At 44.3% G+C, this 19168-nt stretch carries 21 protein-coding genes; 16 read left to right on the top strand and 5 right to left on the bottom strand.

Translation table 11 applies throughout. The features are described from left to right. The first annotated feature begins 20 nt into the window (after window positions 1-20). Complete coding sequence (gene dat, locus JI667_RS07805; RefSeq protein ID WP_206851740.1) at window positions 21-869, top strand: D-amino-acid transaminase; 849 nt, start codon at window positions 21-23, stop codon at window positions 867-869. An 18-nt stretch (window positions 870-887) separates the two neighbouring features. Then, window positions 888-1163, top strand: coding sequence for a hypothetical protein (locus tag JI667_RS07800; RefSeq protein ID WP_206851739.1), 276 nt, complete (start codon window positions 888-890; stop codon window positions 1161-1163). Between the two features lie 45 nt (window positions 1164-1208). Here the strand turns inward: JI667_RS07800 and cysK are convergent, their stop codons facing one another. Further along, window positions 1209-2141, bottom strand: coding sequence for a cysteine synthase A (gene cysK, locus JI667_RS07795; RefSeq protein WP_206851877.1), 933 nt, complete (start codon window positions 2139-2141; stop codon window positions 1209-1211). A gap of 302 nt (window positions 2142-2443) precedes the next feature. Between cysK and thpR the strand changes: the two genes are divergently transcribed. The 4 genes from thpR to JI667_RS07775 all read left to right on the top strand — a co-directional run bounded on the left by thpR (window position 2444) and on the right by JI667_RS07775 (window position 7361). Beyond that, a complete protein-coding gene (gene thpR / locus JI667_RS07790; RefSeq protein ID WP_206851738.1) occupies window positions 2444-2995 on the top strand; it encodes an RNA 2',3'-cyclic phosphodiesterase in 552 nt (183 codons plus the stop codon). 23 nt (window positions 2996-3018) lie between these two features. Continuing rightward, the gene (locus JI667_RS07785; protein WP_206851737.1) at window positions 3019-3969 is read left to right on the top strand and encodes a nuclease-related domain-containing protein; all 951 of its coding nucleotides are present in this window, start codon (window positions 3019-3021) and stop codon (window positions 3967-3969) included. Between the two features lie 296 nt (window positions 3970-4265). Then, complete coding sequence (gene pulA / locus JI667_RS07780) at window positions 4266-6407, top strand: type I pullulanase (protein WP_206851735.1); 2142 nt, start codon at window positions 4266-4268, stop codon at window positions 6405-6407. 180 nt (window positions 6408-6587) lie between these two features. Then, window positions 6588-7361, top strand: a complete 774-nt coding sequence (locus JI667_RS07775; protein ID WP_206851733.1) for a phosphotransferase — start codon at window positions 6588-6590, stop codon at window positions 7359-7361. A gap of 1 nt (window position 7362) precedes the next feature. Here the strand turns inward: JI667_RS07775 and JI667_RS07770 are convergent, their stop codons facing one another. Next, window positions 7363-7641: a YtzH-like family protein gene (locus tag JI667_RS07770; protein WP_206851731.1), complete on the bottom strand. Its 279-nt coding sequence runs from the start codon at window positions 7639-7641 to the stop codon at window positions 7363-7365. A gap of 237 nt (window positions 7642-7878) precedes the next feature. On the opposite strand from JI667_RS07770, the gene trmB reads away from it, so the two are divergent. Together trmB and JI667_RS07760 are read left to right on the top strand one after the other, a co-directional pair. After that, on the top strand, window positions 7879-8523 hold the full coding sequence (gene trmB / locus JI667_RS07765) for a tRNA (guanosine(46)-N7)-methyltransferase TrmB (protein WP_206851728.1): 645 nt from the start codon (window positions 7879-7881) through the stop codon (window positions 8521-8523). 727 nt (window positions 8524-9250) lie between these two features. Then, complete coding sequence (locus JI667_RS07760) at window positions 9251-10093, top strand: YtnP family quorum-quenching lactonase (RefSeq protein ID WP_206851727.1); 843 nt, start codon at window positions 9251-9253, stop codon at window positions 10091-10093. Between the two features lie 42 nt (window positions 10094-10135). Here the strand turns inward: JI667_RS07760 and JI667_RS07755 are convergent, their stop codons facing one another. After that, window positions 10136-10450, bottom strand: coding sequence for a PepSY domain-containing protein (locus JI667_RS07755; RefSeq protein ID WP_206851726.1), 315 nt, complete (start codon window positions 10448-10450; stop codon window positions 10136-10138). A 220-nt stretch (window positions 10451-10670) separates the two neighbouring features. Between JI667_RS07755 and JI667_RS07750 the strand changes: the two genes are divergently transcribed. From JI667_RS07750 to JI667_RS07740, 3 genes are all read left to right on the top strand, one after another. Next, window positions 10671-11744 (top strand): M42 family metallopeptidase, encoded by a 1074-nt coding sequence (locus JI667_RS07750; RefSeq protein ID WP_206851722.1) that lies wholly within the window; start codon window positions 10671-10673, stop codon window positions 11742-11744. A 352-nt stretch (window positions 11745-12096) separates the two neighbouring features. After that, complete coding sequence (locus tag JI667_RS07745) at window positions 12097-12615, top strand: DUF84 family protein (RefSeq protein ID WP_306465445.1); 519 nt, start codon at window positions 12097-12099, stop codon at window positions 12613-12615. Between the two features lie 164 nt (window positions 12616-12779). Further along, complete coding sequence (locus JI667_RS07740; RefSeq protein WP_206851721.1) at window positions 12780-13046, top strand: hypothetical protein; 267 nt, start codon at window positions 12780-12782, stop codon at window positions 13044-13046. Between the two features lie 58 nt (window positions 13047-13104). On the opposite strand, the gene JI667_RS07735 is transcribed toward JI667_RS07740, so the two are convergent. Beyond that, window positions 13105-14598 (bottom strand): peptide MFS transporter, encoded by a 1494-nt coding sequence (locus tag JI667_RS07735; RefSeq protein WP_206851720.1) that lies wholly within the window; start codon window positions 14596-14598, stop codon window positions 13105-13107. Window positions 14599-14813: 215 nt separating this feature from the next. Continuing rightward, window positions 14814-15260, bottom strand: coding sequence for a YtoQ family protein (locus JI667_RS07730; RefSeq protein ID WP_206851719.1), 447 nt, complete (start codon window positions 15258-15260; stop codon window positions 14814-14816). A 171-nt stretch (window positions 15261-15431) separates the two neighbouring features. Here JI667_RS07730 and JI667_RS07725 point away from each other — a divergent pair, with 171 nt between their 5' ends. The 5 genes from JI667_RS07725 to ytpR all read left to right on the top strand — a co-directional run bounded on the left by JI667_RS07725 (window position 15432) and on the right by ytpR (window position 19077). Beyond that, complete coding sequence (locus tag JI667_RS07725) at window positions 15432-15935, top strand: hypothetical protein (protein WP_206851718.1); 504 nt, start codon at window positions 15432-15434, stop codon at window positions 15933-15935. A 206-nt stretch (window positions 15936-16141) separates the two neighbouring features. Then, window positions 16142-17173: a PTS transporter subunit IIC gene (locus JI667_RS07720; RefSeq protein WP_206851717.1), complete on the top strand. Its 1032-nt coding sequence runs from the start codon at window positions 16142-16144 to the stop codon at window positions 17171-17173. Window position 17174: 1 nt separating this feature from the next. Further along, window positions 17175-17492 carry a thioredoxin family protein gene (locus JI667_RS07715; RefSeq protein ID WP_206851715.1) on the top strand — a complete coding sequence of 106 codons (318 nt, stop codon included), beginning with the start codon at window positions 17175-17177 and terminating at the stop codon, window positions 17490-17492. Window positions 17493-17662: 170 nt separating this feature from the next. Continuing rightward, window positions 17663-18472: a DUF1444 domain-containing protein gene (locus JI667_RS07710; RefSeq protein WP_206851714.1), complete on the top strand. Its 810-nt coding sequence runs from the start codon at window positions 17663-17665 to the stop codon at window positions 18470-18472. Next, window positions 18472-19077 (top strand): YtpR family tRNA-binding protein, encoded by a 606-nt coding sequence (ytpR, locus tag JI667_RS07705; protein ID WP_206851713.1) that lies wholly within the window; start codon window positions 18472-18474, stop codon window positions 19075-19077. Before JI667_RS07710 ends, ytpR begins: the two co-directional genes overlap by 1 nt. Window positions 19078-19168: the final 91 nt, after the last annotated feature.

The raw sequence follows: 19168 nt of genomic DNA, 5'->3' as shown, positions 1-19168 counted from the left end.
TAGAGGGGGGAGAGCAGAGGATGAATACAGTATTTGTTAACGGGGAACTGATCGATCGTGATGAAGCAAAGATCGACATCGAGGATCGGGGCTATCAATTTGGAGACGGTATCTACGAAGTGATCCGGGTGTACAACGGAAAGACGTTTACCATGAAGGAACATATGGAAAGACTGTATCAAAGCGCTGAAAAGATGAAGCTGTCCATTCCCTATAAAGCGGAAGAATTCACGGCGAAACTTCTTCAGTTGATCGAACTTAACGGGGTGAAAGACGGAATTGTTTATCTGCAGGTGACGCGGGGCGTCTCACCACGTCAACATCACTTTCCTTCTGAGGACGTATTGGGAAGTGTCGTTGCCTATACAAAGGATTTCCCTGTTCCCGCCGGGCAAATGGAGGAAGGCGTGACAGCCAAGCTCGTGGAGGATATCCGTTGGCTCCGCTGTGATATTAAGAGCTTGAATCTCCTTGGCAATCTTCTGGCGAAACAAGAGGCGGCATCAGAGGGGCACTTTGAAGCGATCTTGCATCGAGGCGATACGGTGACGGAAGGTTCTTCTTCCAATGCCTTCATAGTGAAAGACGGCGTCATCTATACTCATCCCGTTACAAATCTGATCCTTAATGGAATCACGAGGAGAGTCATTGAAGATTTGTGTAGAAAAGAGGGTATTACATTCCAGGAAGAGACTTTCTCCGTTTCTGAGCTAATGGGCGCGGATGAGGCATTCATTGCCAGCACCACTTCAGAAGTGATGCCAGTCATCAGGATTGATGGACAGAAAATCGGAGAAGGAAAACCGGGTGCCGTCACTAAAACGCTTCAGGCGCTCTTCAGTGACAGAAAAGGAATGGAAGCTCGTTAAACTAGTTGGAGGCATGATATGTTGATTTGTTCACAGCCATTTATGAAGACAGAACGAAGAATAGAAGACAACCAGCAATTCACGGTAGAGACGGAGGAGCATCTGTATTTGTACAATGATCGAATCGTCACTCCTACGAAGAGCTTCACCATCAAAGATGTGATGGACATGACAAGCAAGCCATTGTCCGCATACTATACATTCTTGTATCTTCATACCATCCAAGGGGTCTGGACGTTCGTCGTAAAATCTTCTCCCGAACAATTCATCTCACATTATCATCAGATCAAATGAACATAGGAAAGAGGCTGCTCCGTCAATAGGGGCAGCCTTTTCTCATTAAAATCTGAACAGGTCACTTGATAGATAGCGCTCTCCTGTATCGCATGCGATACATACCACTACATCTCCAGGTGATAATTTCTTCGCCACTTCAATGGCAGCGTAACAGGCAGCGCCTGAAGAAGGTCCCACTAAGATTCCTTCCTCGCTTGCCATTCTCCGGGCGGTATCGTAGGCCTGTTCGTCTTCAATTTTATGAATTTCATCGTATACACTCGTATTCAGGATATCCGGTACAAATCCGGGACTCGTCCCCACGAGCTTATGCTTGCCGGGTTTTCCTCCTGAGAGTACGGGAGACCCCGCGGGTTCCACAACATGGACAGCGAGTTCAGGATAATGGTCTTTCAGCACTTCGCCTGTCCCTGTAATCGTTCCCCCGGTTCCTGCGGTTGCTACAAATGCAGATAAAGGTTTTCCTAGTTCCTTCATGGCTTCGACGATCTCAAGGGCCGTTGTTTTCCGGTGGGCATTTGGGTTTGCATCGTTTTCAAACTGCATAGGCATGAAACTGTTGGGGGTTTTCTCCGTCAGTTCCTTGGCTTTTTCGATGGCACCTGGCATTTTTTCGTCCCCTGGCGTCAATACCACTTCTGCTCCATACGCCTTGAGAAGGTTGATACGCTCTTGTGTCATCGTATCAGGCATCACGAGGATGGCGCGGTAGCCCCTTGCGGCAGCATTCATGGCGAGTCCGATACCTGTGTTTCCGCTCGTTGGCTCGATGATGGTCGAGCCTTCTTTCAATAAGCCCTCTTTTTCTGCTTCCACGATCATCTCGTAGGCCGCTCTGTCTTTGACGCTTTTACTCGGATTGTAGAATTCCAGCTTCACATACACGTCTGCACCGTCAGCAGGGTTTAATCGATTTAATTTTACGAGAGGGGTATCCCCGATCAGATCGGCGATATTCTGTACAACTTTCATGATCAACTTCCTTTCAGAAAACATTCTCTTTCTATCGTACTAATTCAAATAAATCTTATCAAATAAATAAGCTTTGTATTTCATTTTTATTGCAATTCTCACTAGTCATTCTTTCTCAAGACACATTTTGCTAAAATGAAGATAATAATAGATGACTTTTATTTTTGGCTTGTGTATAAGTGAGTAGCAGTTGATTTCCAATCAACGCAGGCTTTTTAAGCCTTACTAAACTAATACATAGCTTTTTGCAAATCAATTTACAACCCAAAGGTAATACGACAAGCAAAATAGAAAGGACGGGGAGTATGTTAAAAACTCACTATTTCTTTGCCCTTTCCCTGCCAAGTGAAACAAAACGATATTTAGATGAATGTATGCATCTGATGGAGGCTCAGAATTCTTTTAAGAAATGGGTTCATCCAGAAGACTATCATCTGACTCTCGCCTTTTTGGGAAGTGCGGAGAAACTCGGGCCGGTACTCGAAAAGGCCGGCAGTCTGCAGCTTCCCGCCTTTCCCCTGACACTGGAAAGGTTCGGTACGTTCGGGAAAAGTGATTCTCCGAGAATCCTGTGGATGGGTATCCTCTCATCAGACATGCTGCACAATGTCAGGGGCCGTGTGTATGGTGCATGTGAAGAGACGGGATTTCAATTGGATAAGAGGCCATTTTCTCCTCATATCACAGTAGGGCGGAAATGGAATGAGCAAACTCCCTTTACTGACGAGTGGCTGAATGGATTCCAACCTGCTGCGAGTCATACGTTCACAGCAACAGAAATGGTTTTATATCAAACTCATCCTGACCGGACGCCTAAGTATGAAGCCATATACACCATACCGTTTCAGGCAAATTGATCGTCACGAAAGGACCGATTCATATGGCACAGCTGATTAAGCTTCAAGATTACGTTTCACGATACGAAACGGATTTATATAGATATCCTTCCCAATTTGTCCGATTAAAAAAGCAGCAATGGGAAAAAATGAAACAACATTGGGAAAACATGGATCTGCCCACGGCGCCTCCCTCATCTGTAAAGGAGGAGGAAGAGAAAGATTCCATGAAGGGAAAGCTCTTTTCCCTTTTTAAAAAGAGAGAGGCCGGAGAAGAAGATTCTGTGCCTCAGTCCAGTGATGAAGAAATACTTTTTGAGATGGAGGGAAATCAGGATATCCACTCAGAAGAAGAATTGAAGGTTTCTTTTCTAAATCTATTATTTGATTTTCAACTGAAGTGGGCAAGCTCAACGATCATGGAGAAGTCGTATGTGGATAACAGTTATCGATATGATGAGCGGTTACGTTATCTACTCCAGCGCTTCCCTGATAATATATTTGTGATGTACAATCCCGTCCTGAAAATAAAAAATGCACCTGTTGAACTGGAAACCATTCTGATCACCCCGACAGGGATATGGTGTTTAACCTTTCTTGAATTCGAAGAGGGAACCGCCTATATCGGTTCAGGAGAACGATTCTGGGTGAAAAAATGGGGCGACATGGAAGCAAAAGTACTGAATCCCCTCATCGGACTAAAAAGGATGGAGCGCATCATCCACCAAATCATCCGGTATGCAGGGGTGGACCTTCCCATCTATCAAGCCGTCATCAGCAGGAACGGTTACATAGATTACCCACAGTCGCCGGCAGGGATCCAGTTTTTAGATAAACGGATCCATCATCAATGGTTCCAGCAACAGAGATCAAATTCTTCTCCCATTAAAAGTATGCAGCTAAAAGCGGCTCAGGCCATCATGGAGTATTGTCAAATCACTTCATTTAAAAGACTTCAGTGGGAGGAAGAACAAGGGGTATCGGATGGGGATTAAGTATAAGGCCGTCTGCATCAGCCGGTTTTGACCAGCGGGTTACAGGGTATATTCCCACTATGAATAGGGCGTCTTTGGCCTAACCAACATCAAACAAGCATATACCTTAATAGAGCAACGATAAATGAACTGGGATGCCGGAAAGGTCTTGGAGGATCTTCCCCATAAATGGCGGACCAAATGGGCATAGAGTGAATAATATAAGAACAGGATGGCGGCTCCCTTGCAGCTTATTAAACAGGAGATAGGCAAGGTCCGTTGAGTCGGAAAATGTTAAACAGAAGTAGGTGGCAGAAGTGTTAGTCATTAGCAGGCAGTATGATGCATTTTTGGATACGTTTAATACAATCACAATGATCCTTCCTTATCATTATCATGATGGGAATTCGAGCCATTTCACCCTGGTCAGGGAAGAGGAAAAGATCGCTCTTCACATCGAAGAAAAGATTCCCCTTCATGATGCCATGAAATATGTTACGACCGTTGTAAGCGAGAAGATCGTGTTAGGTGAGTTCTATGAAGTTGTAGATGAACATGATACAAAGACGGACCTTCAGACAGGGGCTGTAATACGAACAGAAGAATTTGATCAACGATACTACTACGATGGAGATGACCTGGGTGTTACATACCAGGATGGAACTACGGTCTTTAAAGTATGGTCACCAATTGCAACCGAGATGCGTTTGAAGCTCAAGTCGCCCGGGGATGAAGAAATACAGTATCCGTTTACAAGAATGGAAAACGGAGTGTGGGAATGCCGTGTGAATGCGAATGTTGAGGGATATCTGTACACGATCCTTCCGTGTATCAATCTGGTGTGGGATGAGGTGATCGATCCATATGCGAAAGCAGTCTCATTGAATAGTGAATGGGGATGTGTCGTCAACCTGGGGAATACAGATGCGAAGCCGCTCCCTCCACTTTCTTCTCCCACAGATGCTGTCATTTACGAATTGAACATCAGGGATTTTTCCGCCCAACAGGAAAGCGGAATGAAGTTCAGGGGGAAGTACCGCGCCTTTACGGAAAAAGGAACCTCCACAGCAAATGGATTTTCGACAGGGATCCAGTATTTAAAGGAACTGGGTGTCACCCATGTTGAATTGCTTCCTGTAAATGATTTTGATGGCGTCACGGATAGTCCTTCTGATACCAGTTATAATTGGGGATACAATCCTTTATTTTTCAATGCGCCAGAAGGGAGCTACAGCTTAAAGCCCGAAGATCCATATGAGCGGATCCGGGAATTGAAAGCCGTGATACAGAGTCTGCATGATGAAAACATCAGGGTCATTCAAGATGTAGTGTACAACCATGTCTTCATCCGTGAAAAATCATCGTTCGAAAAGCTCGTGCCGGGCTATTTTTTTCGTCACGATGAAAACGGCTTACCATCAAACGGCACAGGAGTAGGGAATGATTTCGCCTCTGAACGCCTCATGGCAAGGAAATTCATCGTCGATTCGGTCCTTTACTGGTTGAATGAATATGGAGTTGACGGCTTCCGTTTTGATTTAATGGGAATCCTTGACGTCGGTACCATGACCGCGATCCGTGAAGAAGTGGATAAAGTATTACCTGGGGCCATCTTGATAGGAGAAGGTTGGGATCTGAATACACCTCTTCCTCCACATCAAAAAGCCAATCTGAGAAATGCACACCAGCTTCAAGGTATCGGCCAATTCAATGATTGGTTCAGGGACACAATTAAAGGCAGCACATTTAATTTATATGATAAAGGGTTCGCTCTCGGTCATGGCCATTTGGAACAGAAGGTGGAACTTGTCCTAACGGGCAGTATCGGTTTGAAGAGCGGGGAACGGGGACTTTTTAAAGAGCCTGCTCATTCCGTCAATTATGTGGAGTCCCATGATAATCATACGTTGTGGGACAAAATGAAAGCGTGCATGAATGAAGACGAAGAAACCCTTAAGGCCCGTCATAAACTGGCGACCACAATGGTCATCTTGTCTCAGGGGATTCCCTTCCTCCATGCAGGGCAGGAGTTTTTCAGAACCAAAAAAGGGATCGAGAACAGCTACAACTCCCCCATTGATATTAATCAATTGGACTGGATCAGAAGAGAACAGTACGATGATGTGGTTCAATACGTCAAAGCCCTGATTCAGATCAGGAAAAGCCACGGGGCCTTACGGTTTCATACGTGTGAGCTGATCCGTGAGCATGTAAAGGTGTCACACAGCCAGGCAAACCTGATCCATGTTTCCTATCAAAATGTCCATCCGTACGGCCCGTGGGATGAAATACTCCTGGTCTTTCATTCGGATACGAAAGCATGTGAGCACTCCCTGCCTGAAGGGAAACAATGGAATTGTTTATCTAATGGCCACCAGGCAAGTGTAAGCGGCCTGTATGATGTAAAGGAATCTTCGATCACCCTTGAACCGGTCTCTTCCTATGTACTTGTAAGGTGACAGTTCATTCCAGTGCTTGACGAAAACGCAAGATGACGATAAAATCGTAAACAGATGGCTATTGATTTGTATTGCCCAATAGCTGTCTTTTTTATTTTATAAGACCTCATATACACATTGAAATGAAATGATACACATGAACATATAAACATGACAAAGGACCAATAGAAGGTGAATAGATTGGAACACTTATTTGACCAAGATTGGGAAATCGTCCCCGCAGGCGGTGCAACCGGAGAAGCGTTCTTTGCTCAATATCAGGAGCAAAGATTATTCCTGAAGCGTAATTCTTCCCCTTTTGTAGCTGTATTATCAGCAGAGGGCATTGTGCCTAAGCTTGTTTGGACTAAACGAATGGAAAACGGGGACGTCATCACGGCACAACACTGGTTAAATGGGAGAGAATTAAAGCCCGAAGAGATGAAGGATGAGCGGGTGGCGAGGCTGTTGAACAAAATCCATTCCTCGAAGCCTCTTTCCACCATGCTTGAGCGGTTGGGGAAAGAGCCGTTCCAACCGGAGCATATGCTGACGGAAGTGGAGACGGGTCTCGAGTTCGATCTTCTTTCACTGCCTGTCATCGGGGAAGCGCTTTTGTTTCTTCAAAAAGAACTCATGGAAGTTCAGCAAGAAGAATATGTCGTATGTCACGGAGACGTCAACCATAACAACTGGCTGTTATCTGATTACAACCAGTTGTATTTAATTGACTGGGATGGAGCGATGATCGCTGATCCTGCATTTGATGTAGGGTTACTGTTATACTGGTACATCCCTGAAGATCAGTGGGAAAACTGGCTGACGCAATATGGAGCCGAGCTGACCGATAACTTGAAGCTGCGGATGAAATGGTACGTCGTGGCTCAAACGATTTTATCCATCCAGTGGCATAAAGGGAAAGCCCGTTTCCACGAAATGAACCACTGGATTCAATACTTGCACAAAGTGATATGAATTAAGAGTGACTGTTCATATCCGTGACCCATTGGGACAGATTATCCTTATTCGTTGTAATATGGCTGGAAAGATCTGATGACGAAATCCCGCTCTGGCTGTATTGATAAATTTCCTGTAAAACGGGTTTGACGTTTTCATGGATATCAGCATTGACCATCAGCGATTTGACTAATCGTTCAACCTGCTCACATTCGGAAACCGAACCACAGCAATCCGTTGAATGATTGCTTAATATATCAGATAATAACTGCATTTGATTCTGTGAATTTAAAGGCATGGAAGTACACCCTTTCATTTTCGTAAGTTTAATGGAACCACGTACCGTCAGATTGTCCTCTAAATGACCAGAGCTGAAAAGGTAAAAGGAATTCACTGTTAGTGTGTGAATTCCTTTTTCAATTATGCGCCCTTTTTTGAGGGACGGACCTCTAGAGGAGCATTTGATTATTTGGCTCTTGCATAGGACCGAGAGTCATGGTATGTTTTTTTCGATAATAAAAAATGAGGTGTCTACATGCGTTTACGTCATAAACCATGGGCTTCTGAGAAGATCAGTGATCATCCACAGTATGTTGTGGCAGAACCCCAGGAGAAAAAAGGTCAATGGAACAAAGAATTTGGCAACGATAACCCTCTCCACATAGAGGTCGGAACAGGAAAAGGCCAATTCGTCACGGAAATGGCCAGAGCCAACCCCGACGTTAATTATATTGGAATCGAGCTTTACGAAAGTGTCATTGTCACCGCTCTTGACCGTCTGATTGAAGCTGAGCTTCCGAATGTCAAGCTGTTGAACGTCGATGCAAGGAATCTGACGGAGTATTTCGACTCTGGGGAAGTGAACAGGGTATACTTGAACTTCTCTGATCCATGGCCAAAAAACCGCCATGAAAAACGCCGCCTGACCTATAAGGACTTCTTGTCCATGTATGAAGAGATCCTGATTAAAAAAGGGGAAATCCACTTCAAAACAGATAATCAGGGGCTATTCGAATACTCACTACAGAGTTTCTCATGGTACGGCCTGCATCTGAACTTCCTAAGCCTGGATCTTCATAACAGCGACTTCGAAGGCAACATCATGACCGAATACGAAGAAAAATTTTCTGCTAAAGGCCAAAGGATTTACCGAGTCGAAGCACAGTTTCAAAATGAATAACTGATGAATCTTTCAGCCCTGATATATTTGGGGCTGTTTTTATTTATTTAAATTCCCTTTATTTAAATTCCCTTGCTATGTCATAAGAAATGATGAATCATTTTTTAAATTTCGGAATGCCCTTTAAATTCAGGCAGTTTTCGCACTGCTTAATATATCCAATCAGGTGTGTAACTTTGTGGGAAGATGCGCTCTTTATAATAGGCTGTTTTCGTAAACATTGTTGTTTTTGGATGTAACGAGTGGCGGTTGATTTCCGCTACAGGTACTCTTTTTAAACGGATGGTCACAAACCAATTTGCTCTGTCAACTACTTACTACTTTAGAGGGTGAAGGGTACTGCGTAGACTCCTACGGAAAACGGGCGTGCCGAGACCCCGGAAGCGGTTTTTCCTGAGGAGGCTCGGCCGAACGTCCGTGGAAAGCGGGACTGTTCCCTTCACCCTCTTGTACCAGAACTTAAATGACAGAGCATCGTAAATCTTAGTTGGTATGCGAATAGCAACAATCTTTGCAAAAACAGCCTTATAATAAATTGTTGTCCATTCTCTATTTCATATAAAGAGAAGGGATAGAAGTAGTCATATGATATTTTAAGTCATAGTAATAACTTAAGCCCCGTTAGTTTGTTCTCGCTGCAGGTACTGTATCATTGATCAGGCATACACCTACAAGTTGTCCACCTATTCTGATAAAATAAAAGGGTATGAACAAAGGAGGAATAAGGATGGAAACGTTGAAAGTAGGAGATCTAACGATACACTGGCTGAATGGCGGCGTGACCCACATGGATGGGGGAGCAATGTTCGGTGTTGTACCAAAGCCTCTTTGGTCAAAAAAATATGCCGTAAATGAACTGAATCAAATTGAATTACGAACCGATCCGATGTTCTTTCAGTGGAAAGGGAAAAATGTATTAATCGAATCAGGTATTGGCAAAGGGAAACTGACTGACAAACAAAGGCGCAATTACGGTGTTCATGAAGAGTCGGATGTCGAAGCTTCCCTCGCTGCCCTTGATATCTCACCAAACGATATCGATGTGATCCTGATGACTCACATGCATTTCGATCATGCGTGCGGACTGACAAAATATGAAGGAGATGATCTCGTATCAGTCTTTCCGAATGCTACCATCTATACTTCACAGGTGGAATGGGATGAAATGAGGAATCCCAATGTTCGTTCCCAAAATACATACTGGAAAGAAAACTGGGAGAGCATCGCGTCCCAAGTGACAACCTATAAAGAAGAAATGGAAGTCCTTCCAGGAATCAAGATGGTGCACACCGGCGGTCATAGTGACGGACATTCCATCATTATCATCGAGCATAATGGGGAGAAATTCATACACATGGCAGATATCATGCCGACTCACGCCCACAAAAATCCACTTTGGGTACTTGCCTACGATGATTATCCCATGGCGTCCATCGGGGCAAAAGAAAAATGGATCACCCAGGCGGTCGAAGGAGAATATTGGTTTCTCTTCTATCATGACGCGGTTTATAGAGGGATCAAGTGGAATAGAGATGGAGAAATCATTGAAAAAGTAATCAGGGAAAAATAAGAAACAGGATGGTCCCGGAACTAGCGGGACCATCCTGTTTTTTTAAGCTAACGGGTATACATCCACAACGGTTCCGGTATAAGCGTCGGCAATGAATTCATACTGCTCGAGTTCCCCGTCTTTTCGCCTGGATATACCGCCTTTATATACCTTCGTGTTCACGGAGTGTTTCCGGTAGTCTTCAGGCTTCATTCCAATCCATGATCCATCGATGTTTCCTTCTTTTTTGAAAGATAGTTTGACGTCTTTCAAAACCTTTTCGGCAGAAACCAGGCGTGAATCGTCGAGTTTCTCTTTAAGAAGGTAACCGCCGGCTGCTCCGACTCCAAGTCCAAGTATGAAAGATTTCCAGTTCATCTGTTAGTCCCTCCAAAGGCCATTTTTACATACCGGCAGTCAGGATCTATCCCTGATAAACTCCCGGCAATGATCGATATTTTTTTATCCTTAGGTACATTCTATCAAAGAAAACATCAAAAAGAGAAATGCTTTTATCTCAATTGGTGGTAAGGCGTGTGAAAGTTCTGTAAAATAAGATGATACATACTCTAGATTTTATATAAAAGGGGCATTAGACATGAAACAAGATACGTTGGAATTATTCAAGACTTTGACGGAATTGCCTGGAGCGCCGGGTAATGAACATGGTGTTCGAAAGTTTATGAAGGAACAGTTATCCCGATACTCCGATGAAATCGTACAGGATCGGCTGGGCGGGATATTCGGATTGAGAAGAGGCAGTGAACAGGATCCGACAGTCATGGTGGCAGGGCATATGGACGAAGTCGGCTTCATGGTTACATCGATTACGGATAATGGCATGCTCCGATTCCAGACCCTAGGTGGATGGTGGAGCCAGGTGCTCTTGGCCCAGCGGGTTCAAATCATCACAGACAACGGCCCGATTACCGGTGTGATCGGCAGCATCCCTCCTCACTTGCTGGGAGAAGAACAGCGAAGGAAACCGATGGAAATCAAGAATATGCTCATTGATATCGGTGCTGATGACCGGGAAAATGCACGTGAAATCGGAATTAAACCGGGTCAGCAGATCGTACCAATCTGCCCGTTCACTCCTATGGCAAATGAGAAGAAGATCCTGGCCAAAGCCTGGGACAACCGTTATGGATGCGGATTGTCCATTGAATTACTAAAAGAGCTTCAGGGTGTGACCCTTCCGAATACCCTTTATTCCGGGGCGACAGTTCAGGAGGAAGTCGGGTTGCGAGGTGCCCAGACGGCAGCCAATATGATTAATCCTGATATTTTCTTTGCATTGGATGCGAGTCCTGCCAACGATATGTCAGGTGATAAAAATGAGTTTGGGCAGCTTGGGAAAGGAGCGCTTCTTCGAATCCTCGACCGTTCCATGGTGACTCACAGGGGCATTAGGGAGTTCGTACTGGATACAGTTGAATCCAATGACATTCCTTATCAGTACTTCGTTTCCCAAGGCGGAACAGACGCCGGACGAGTGCATATGTCCAATGAAGGGGTCCCAAGTGCAGTGGTGGGGATCTGTTCGAGGTATATCCATACTCATGCATCCATGATCCACGTAGACGATTATGCAGCTGCGAAAGAGCTGATCGTCAAGTTAGTGAAGCAATGTGACCGCACGACCATTGAATCCATCAAATCGAATAGCTGATTTTTTAAAAAATGGCTGTTTTCCCAAAGATTGTTGCTATTCATATACAGACTAAGATTTGGGAATGCTCTGTCTTATAGGGTGTGGTGCAGGAGGGTGAAGGGAACAGTCCCGCTTTCCACGGACGTTCGGCCGAGCCTCCTCACAAAAGCCGAGGAGGCTCACCGCCAGCCCCGCGGAAAGCGAGCACCTGTAGCGGAAATCAACCGCCACTCGCTACATCCAAAAGCAACAATGTATACGAAAACAGCCTGAAAAATAGAGTAAAGCTGTCTCATTCAATTGCTGAGACAGCTTTTTTATAAAGAGATAAGAGGGCAAAAGTGCGCCCGACGAGAAGAGAGGTATGATTTTGTTGAAAGTAGCAATCGGAACCACCAACCCCGCAAAAGTACAGGCTATTCAAAAAGCTTTTAAGGGGCAATACGGCGAGGTTCACTTCGAGTGCCTCAAAACGGAGTCACATGTAAGCGAGCAGCCCATGTCAGACCAGGAGACGATAGAAGGAGCATTAAACCGTGCCAAAATTGTCCTTAAAACCACGGGTAGTGATGTGGGGATAGGGCTTGAAGGTGGAGTGAGTGAGTCCCTCTATGGGATGTTCGTCTGTAACTGGGGCGCACTTGTAGACCTGAATGGGACTGAAATCATCGGTGGCGGTGCCAGGATTGCCCTCCCGAAGGAAATCAGCCATGAAATAAAAGCCGGGAAAGAACTCGGCCCTCTGATGGATGAGTACACTCAAAGAACGGGAATCAGGAAGAAAGAAGGGGCCATCGGCGTGTTCACCAATGGTCTTTTAACGAGAGAGGAAATGTTCCGTCACGTTGTCGGGCTTCTGATCGGTCAGTGGCAATACCAAACAAAATAATCTTAAAGTGATTTGCCCCGGAAGGGTACTTGGCCCATACCAAATTCACCGGTCCTTCATAGGATGGAGTATATCAGACTTTCTATTATCTGATAAATTCTTTCTAAGGAGGTTAGAATTTATGGGATGCAACTATTGTAACGACCGGGTTGGCGGACGTCGCGATGATGATCACCGGGATGATTGCCGTGACAACCACTTCTGTTGTGACTGGGATAAATTCCTGTTTGGGGACAGAAGGAGATGCAACTTATTTGGTGCGAATGATGATCGCAGAAGATGTGGCTGCGGCAGGGACAACGTCAGAGGGACAGGATGCAGAGGCAGAAGAGGCGACGAAGATAATCGCAAAAGATGCGGATGCAAAAGACATAAGCGCTGCGGCTGTGGCTGCGGACTTTTCTGGTAAGAGTAGTGGAACCCCGTGTTGAATGGGGTTCTTTTTTAATACAAAAAGATCCCCTGAAATGCTTCAGGGGATTCGATTAACTATTTTACACCTTTCATCGCACGTTGGATGATTGGCGAAATGAGGAATAAAATGACCGCTAACGCGATGGCCATTCCACCGATTGAACCAAAGTAAAGTGTTTCATTTTCCGGTGAATAGAAACGGACAAGCTGAGCGTTCAGAGCCTGTGCACCGGCAGAAGCAAGGAACCAAAGACTCATCGTCTGAGCTGAGAATGCTTCAGGTGCAAGCTTCGTTGTAGCTGAAAGACCAACCGGCGATAGGCATAGTTCCCCAAGAACAACGATGAAGTAACTTAGCACGAGCCAAAGTGGATTAACAAGTGAATCTTCTCCCCCCATTTGGGCAGGTAACAGAATCACTAAGAAAGATAATCCGGCAAACAAAAGACCGAATGAGAATTTCTTCGGTATGGATGGCTGGCGGTCACCCAATTTTACCCACATCCAAGCAAATACAGGAGCTAACAGGATGATGAATAGTGGATTTAATGACTGGAACCATGCAGGAGAGATGGAAATCCCAAGGAAATCAAGCTGTGTACGCTTGTCCGCATATGCGGCAAGAATAGTGGATCCTTGTTCCTGAATCGACCAGAACATAACCGCAGAAATAAATAATGGAATGTATGCAAGTACTCTCGAACGTTCCGTCGCCGATGTTTTTGGACTATAGTACATCACAATAAAGTAAATGGTTGGAACGACGATACCAAAAATTCCGACAATATTGATGAATACCTTAAGTGTAAATAAACCAGCTGGAATCGTAGTCCCTAAAATAATAGCCAAGGCTACTGCGACAGCCCCTACGATAAGACCGTATTTTTTCTTTTCGCGGGCATTAAGAGGGTTTGGCACATATGTACCAGCAAGACCGAGGTTCTTTTTCTTTGTCAGTAGGAATACGACAAGACCTAAGAACATACCGATCGCGGCAGTTGCGAATCCCCAGTGGAAACCTTTTGATTCCATAAGACTACCTACGATCAGTGGCGCAATGAATGCACCTAAGTTGATACCCATGTAGAAGATACTGAATGCCGCATCACGACGGGGATCATTTTCACTGTACATTTCACCTACAACTGTAGAAACATTCGGTTTTAATAAACCTGTTCCGATAACAATCAATACCATTGAAACGAAGAACAGAGATAAGCTCCCTGGAAATGATAAAGCAATGTGACCAAACATGATGAATATTCCACCGAAGAAGACGGCTTTCGAAGTTCCGAATATCCTATCAGCCAACCAGCCTCCGATGACCCCGGACATATACACGAGTGAACCATAAATGGACATAATGGCTAAAGCCGTGTTTTCCTCTAGACCCAGTCCACCTTTTGAAACCTCATAGTACATGTAGAATACGAGGATGGCACGCATTCCGTAGTAGGAAAAGCGCTCCCAAAATTCAGTAAAGAATAAAGTGAATAATCCCTTTGGATGTCCGAAGAATCCTTTCTGAGGGACACTATCCACAATTTTCTGTTTATTCATTGATGACATGTTACTACCTCCCTTATTCTTTTACTATAATATTTTAATATTTTCTTAAAGTCAAAAAAAGTTTGCAAATTGTTAATAATAACATAAAAAGACTATAGATTGCCAATATTAAATTATTTTTAAATAATGAAAATTTTTAGGTCTTTGGAAGGTGTTCGCTTTTTCGGAAAAAAGGCCCTGCAGGATTGATACTGCAGGGCCTTTAGAGAAAATGATCATTCCGTTTCGAAAACATATGAAAGAGCCTTTAGTGCCTGGTCGATGGAAGAAACGGTGACGTTAGCCTTATTTGAAAGCTCTTTCAATGGGTGATGAAGTTTTTCGGGTCGTATGAGGATCAGGGGCTTTTGTAATGCAAGTGCTGTGCTGGCATCCATTGCTGTGTTCCATTGCTTGTATTCTTCGCCGAATAAAGCGACTACAACATCCGATTTTTTCATCAGCAGTTCAGTGCGGAAATTATTAATTTGTGAGGCAGCTTCATCACGGAATATCTTATTAGGCTGTTCACCAAGGATTTCTTCCCCGATTGAATCCGAGCGGTCATGATTTTCCATGGGACCCACGAAATGGATAGGGAGTCTCAGTGCTTTCGCTTTATCTTTCAATTCGTTCCTCCAGGAGCTATGTATCTCTCCGGCTAAATACACGGTAAATTCCATTCCTTTTCACCTTCCTGTTTTTAGTCATCTTATCATAAATACCCTTTCGATGATAATGTAACCACATTTCCCATGAAAAAGGTATAATTTCTTATTGGAAGGGTTGTCAATCGGGACTTTCTGAGGGTATCATAAGCGTAGGTCCTAGGCATGAAGGGAGGAAATAGGAGGATGAAGACGAAAGCATCGATCATTTTCTTTATTCTTATGCTTTTATTAGCAGGATGCAATACGACAATCGATCAAGAAAAAGAGGGGACGGCAAATGCGGTGAAGGATGCTTTGAATTCAAATGAAGCAGCCGATGAACAGGCTGGGAATATCAGCTTTTATCTGCCGTTCGGTGCTGAGATAGAAAAAGAATCTCCTTATAATATCATTATTTCAAAGGATTCTGATACGTTTATACTTTTCACAAACCCTCAAGAGGATAAGGATAGTGAACTTCTATATAAAATGGCCATCAATGACAAAGAAAGTCTCGTAAAGAATGGGACTTTCAAAGAAGACGACCGCTTAGGATACTATGTCATTAAAGAATTGCCAGATACAGAAGAATACGAACTTACCGTTGGGGTGGGCGGAACGAAAGTAACGACTCAATCACAAATGAAAGACTTGGCGGATAACGCTGAAATGATGATGAAAATGGCAGCATCAGTTAAACATAAATAGATAATATAAAGACCGGATCTTTAGTGCTGACGCAGGAAGGATTTGGTCTTTTTTTTTGCGCTACTAACTCCTCATTACGATATCTCCCTGCACAACCATCACTCCAAAATAGAAGAGCAATAGTACTTTAAAAGCAAAAAAGATAGACAAAATAAACATGTGTCTTTACACTAGTAAAAGAAAATGTACATAGAGGAGTGAAGTGCATGAAAGCATATTTAGAGAAGAAAGGTATTACGTTGTCAGCCAAAACGTATTTCATAGATGCATTAAGCTATATGGCACTGGGCCTGTTTAGTTCATTGATCATCGGATTGATCATCAAGACGATCGGAGAACAGCTTCCCCTTCCCGCAGGATTAAGTGAATTTTTCGTAGACATGGGTGGGCTTGCCATCAGCCTGATGGGCCCGGCCATTGGGGTAGCGATTGCCTTTGGTCTCGGCGCACCGCCCCTCGTTTTATTCGCTGCCGTCGTCACCGGTGCTGCCGGGGCAAGTCTTGGTGGACCTGCAGGAGCTTATGTAGCCGCAGTTCTTTCCACCGAAGTCGGAAAGCTTGTCAGTAAAACAACGAAAATAGATATCATCGTTACACCTTTTGTCACGATCCTTGCAGGCTTTACGACCGCCTATTTGATCGGACCGGGAATCGCTGACTTCATGAGCATGTTCGGCAGCTGGATCAGTTGGGCAACGGAACAAAGACCGATCATCATGGGGATCCTGGTTGCCGCCCTTATGGGTCTTGCATTGACGGCGCCGATTTCGAGTGCAGCCATTGCCCTCATGCTTGACTTAAGCGGAGTCGCTGCCGGGGCAGCGACGATTGGGTGTGCGGCACAGATGGTCGGATTTGCGGTCATCAGCTATCGGGAAAACCGGGTGGGCGGGTTATTCGCCCAAGGCATCGGGACATCCATGCTACAAGTCCCGAATATCGTCCGCAATCCCCTTATCCTCATTCCACCGACAGTGGCGGGGATGATTCTCGCTCCCATCGGCACGACAATCTGGCTGATGGAAAACAATGCAGCCGGAGCAGGGATGGGGACCAGCGGATTCGTAGGTCAGATCATGACATACAAAACCATGGGATTCAGCTGGGATGTCACTATGAAAATCCTCCTGTTGCATTTTGTTGGACCTGCATTCATAAGCCTGTTACTATCTGAATATATGCGAAAACTAGGTTGGATCAAGCCTAATCAAATGACGATAGAAACAGGGGGCAAATAATATGCGTAAACTGGAATCAGTAGAAGAATTCCATGAGTTGAAAGAAAACGGAAAGCATGTATTCATGTTTTCAGCAGACTGGTGTCCTGATTGCCGGATCATTGAACCGATCCTGCCGGAAATTGAAAGTCAGTATTCAGACTATACATTCCTATATGTTGACAGAGATCAATTCATCGACCTGTGCATTGAACTCGATATCTTCGGAATCCCGAGCTTTATTGCATACGGTGACGGTCGCGAACTGGGACGCTTCGTAAGCAAGGACCGGAAATCAAAAGAACAAATCGAGGAATTTATGAACACGTTCGCTTCATAATTAAGCAAAAGGGTTCCCTGAGTTCATGGGATCCCTTTTCTTTTTGGGCGAAATGAACAGGATCCTTTTGTAATCTCGCTGTTTTGATGTAAAATGTTATAAGTGAATGACTAACGAAGATTTAGTATCAGTACTTTCTATATAAATGTACCATCAAAGGAGGATCAGATTTGGACATAAAAAAGCTAAAAGGCATACTCCAAGAACGATTAGAGAAACCGAATCGCACGACTACATATGATCGTGATAAAGATTCACTGAGGATTGAAAACACAGAAACGAAAAAAGGCATCACCGTTGCTCTTCCGCCAATTGTATCCAAATGGAAGGAAAACAATAAATCCATCATCGATGAAGTAGTTTATTATGTAGAAGAAGCCTTAAACGTCATGGGGACAGAAGCAGACCTTGGCAACAATCAGAAAAAGGTTTTTCCTGTCATCCGCTCCACCTCATTTGCAACGGAATCCAATGAAGGACTTGCCCTTGTGACCGATGACCATACAGCAGAAACGCGAGTCTACTATGCGGTTGATTTAGGGAAAACCTATCGCTTATTGGATGAAAACATGCTAAAGGCCGAAGGATGGACGCACGAGCAAATGAAGGAAACGGCCCTCTTCAACGTCAGAAGTCTGCCGACAGGCATGAAACAGGATGAAGTAGCAGGCAACGTCTTCTATTTTCTGAACAATAATGATGGATACGATGCAAGTCGCATTCTGAATGAAGCCTTCTTAAAACAAGTAAGCAAGGATATTCAAGGTGAGATGACGGTATCTGTACCGCACCAGGATGTATTGATCATAGGAGATATCCGTAATGAAACAGGTTACGATGTACTCGCTCAGATGACCATGAGTTTCTTTACAACAGGAAATGTCCCGATTACGGCATTATCCTTTGTATATGAAGAAGGAGAATTGGAGCCGATCTTCATTTTGGCTAAAAATCGCAAGAAGGAAAGGGAGAAGAAATAATGAACGTATTTTATAACTTGGAAGGCATTGGTGATACTCTGATCGTTACACTCGATCCGGGATTTGAAGGAGACATTCTTCACGAAAGAAAAGAAGACGCTGTGCGTTTATTTGATGAGAAATCAGGGAAAACACTCGGTTATAACCTATTCCATGCCTCAAAGTATATGAATGTAAGCGAAGTGGGACCAGTCGACATGAATGATGAAAAGCTTCAATTGATCAATGAAGCCATCAAGAAGAACGGTTTCGATGAAGTACTGGAAGCAGACTTCTCACCGAAATTTGTTATCGGCTACGTATCTGAAAAAGAAAAGCATCCAAATGCGGACAAACTGAACATTTGTACAGTCGATGTTGGAGATGAAACACTGCAAATCGTTTGTGGTGCACCGAATGTTGACAAAGGACAAAAAGTCGTTGTCGCCAAAGTGGGAGCCGTCATGCCAAGCGGAATGGTCATCAAGGATGCAGAGCTTCGCGGAGTGCCATCATCAGGCATGATCTGTTCTGCCAAAGAACTGGCACTTCCCGATGCCCCCCAAGAAAAAGGGATCCTCGTTCTTGAAGATACATACCAAGTAGGTCAGCCTTTCACAGCATAAAATGTATACCTGGGTCCGGAGTGTGGGCTCAGGTTTTTTTGTTTATTTTAAATTTGTTTTTATGATTTATGAAAATAGTGGACATTTGAAC

It is taken from the genome of Bacillus sp. NTK074B (assembly GCF_017303375.1).
Lineage (GTDB): Bacteria > Bacillota > Bacilli > Bacillales > Bacillaceae_B > Rossellomorea.
This window is presented reverse-complemented; position numbering and strand designations above follow the sequence as displayed.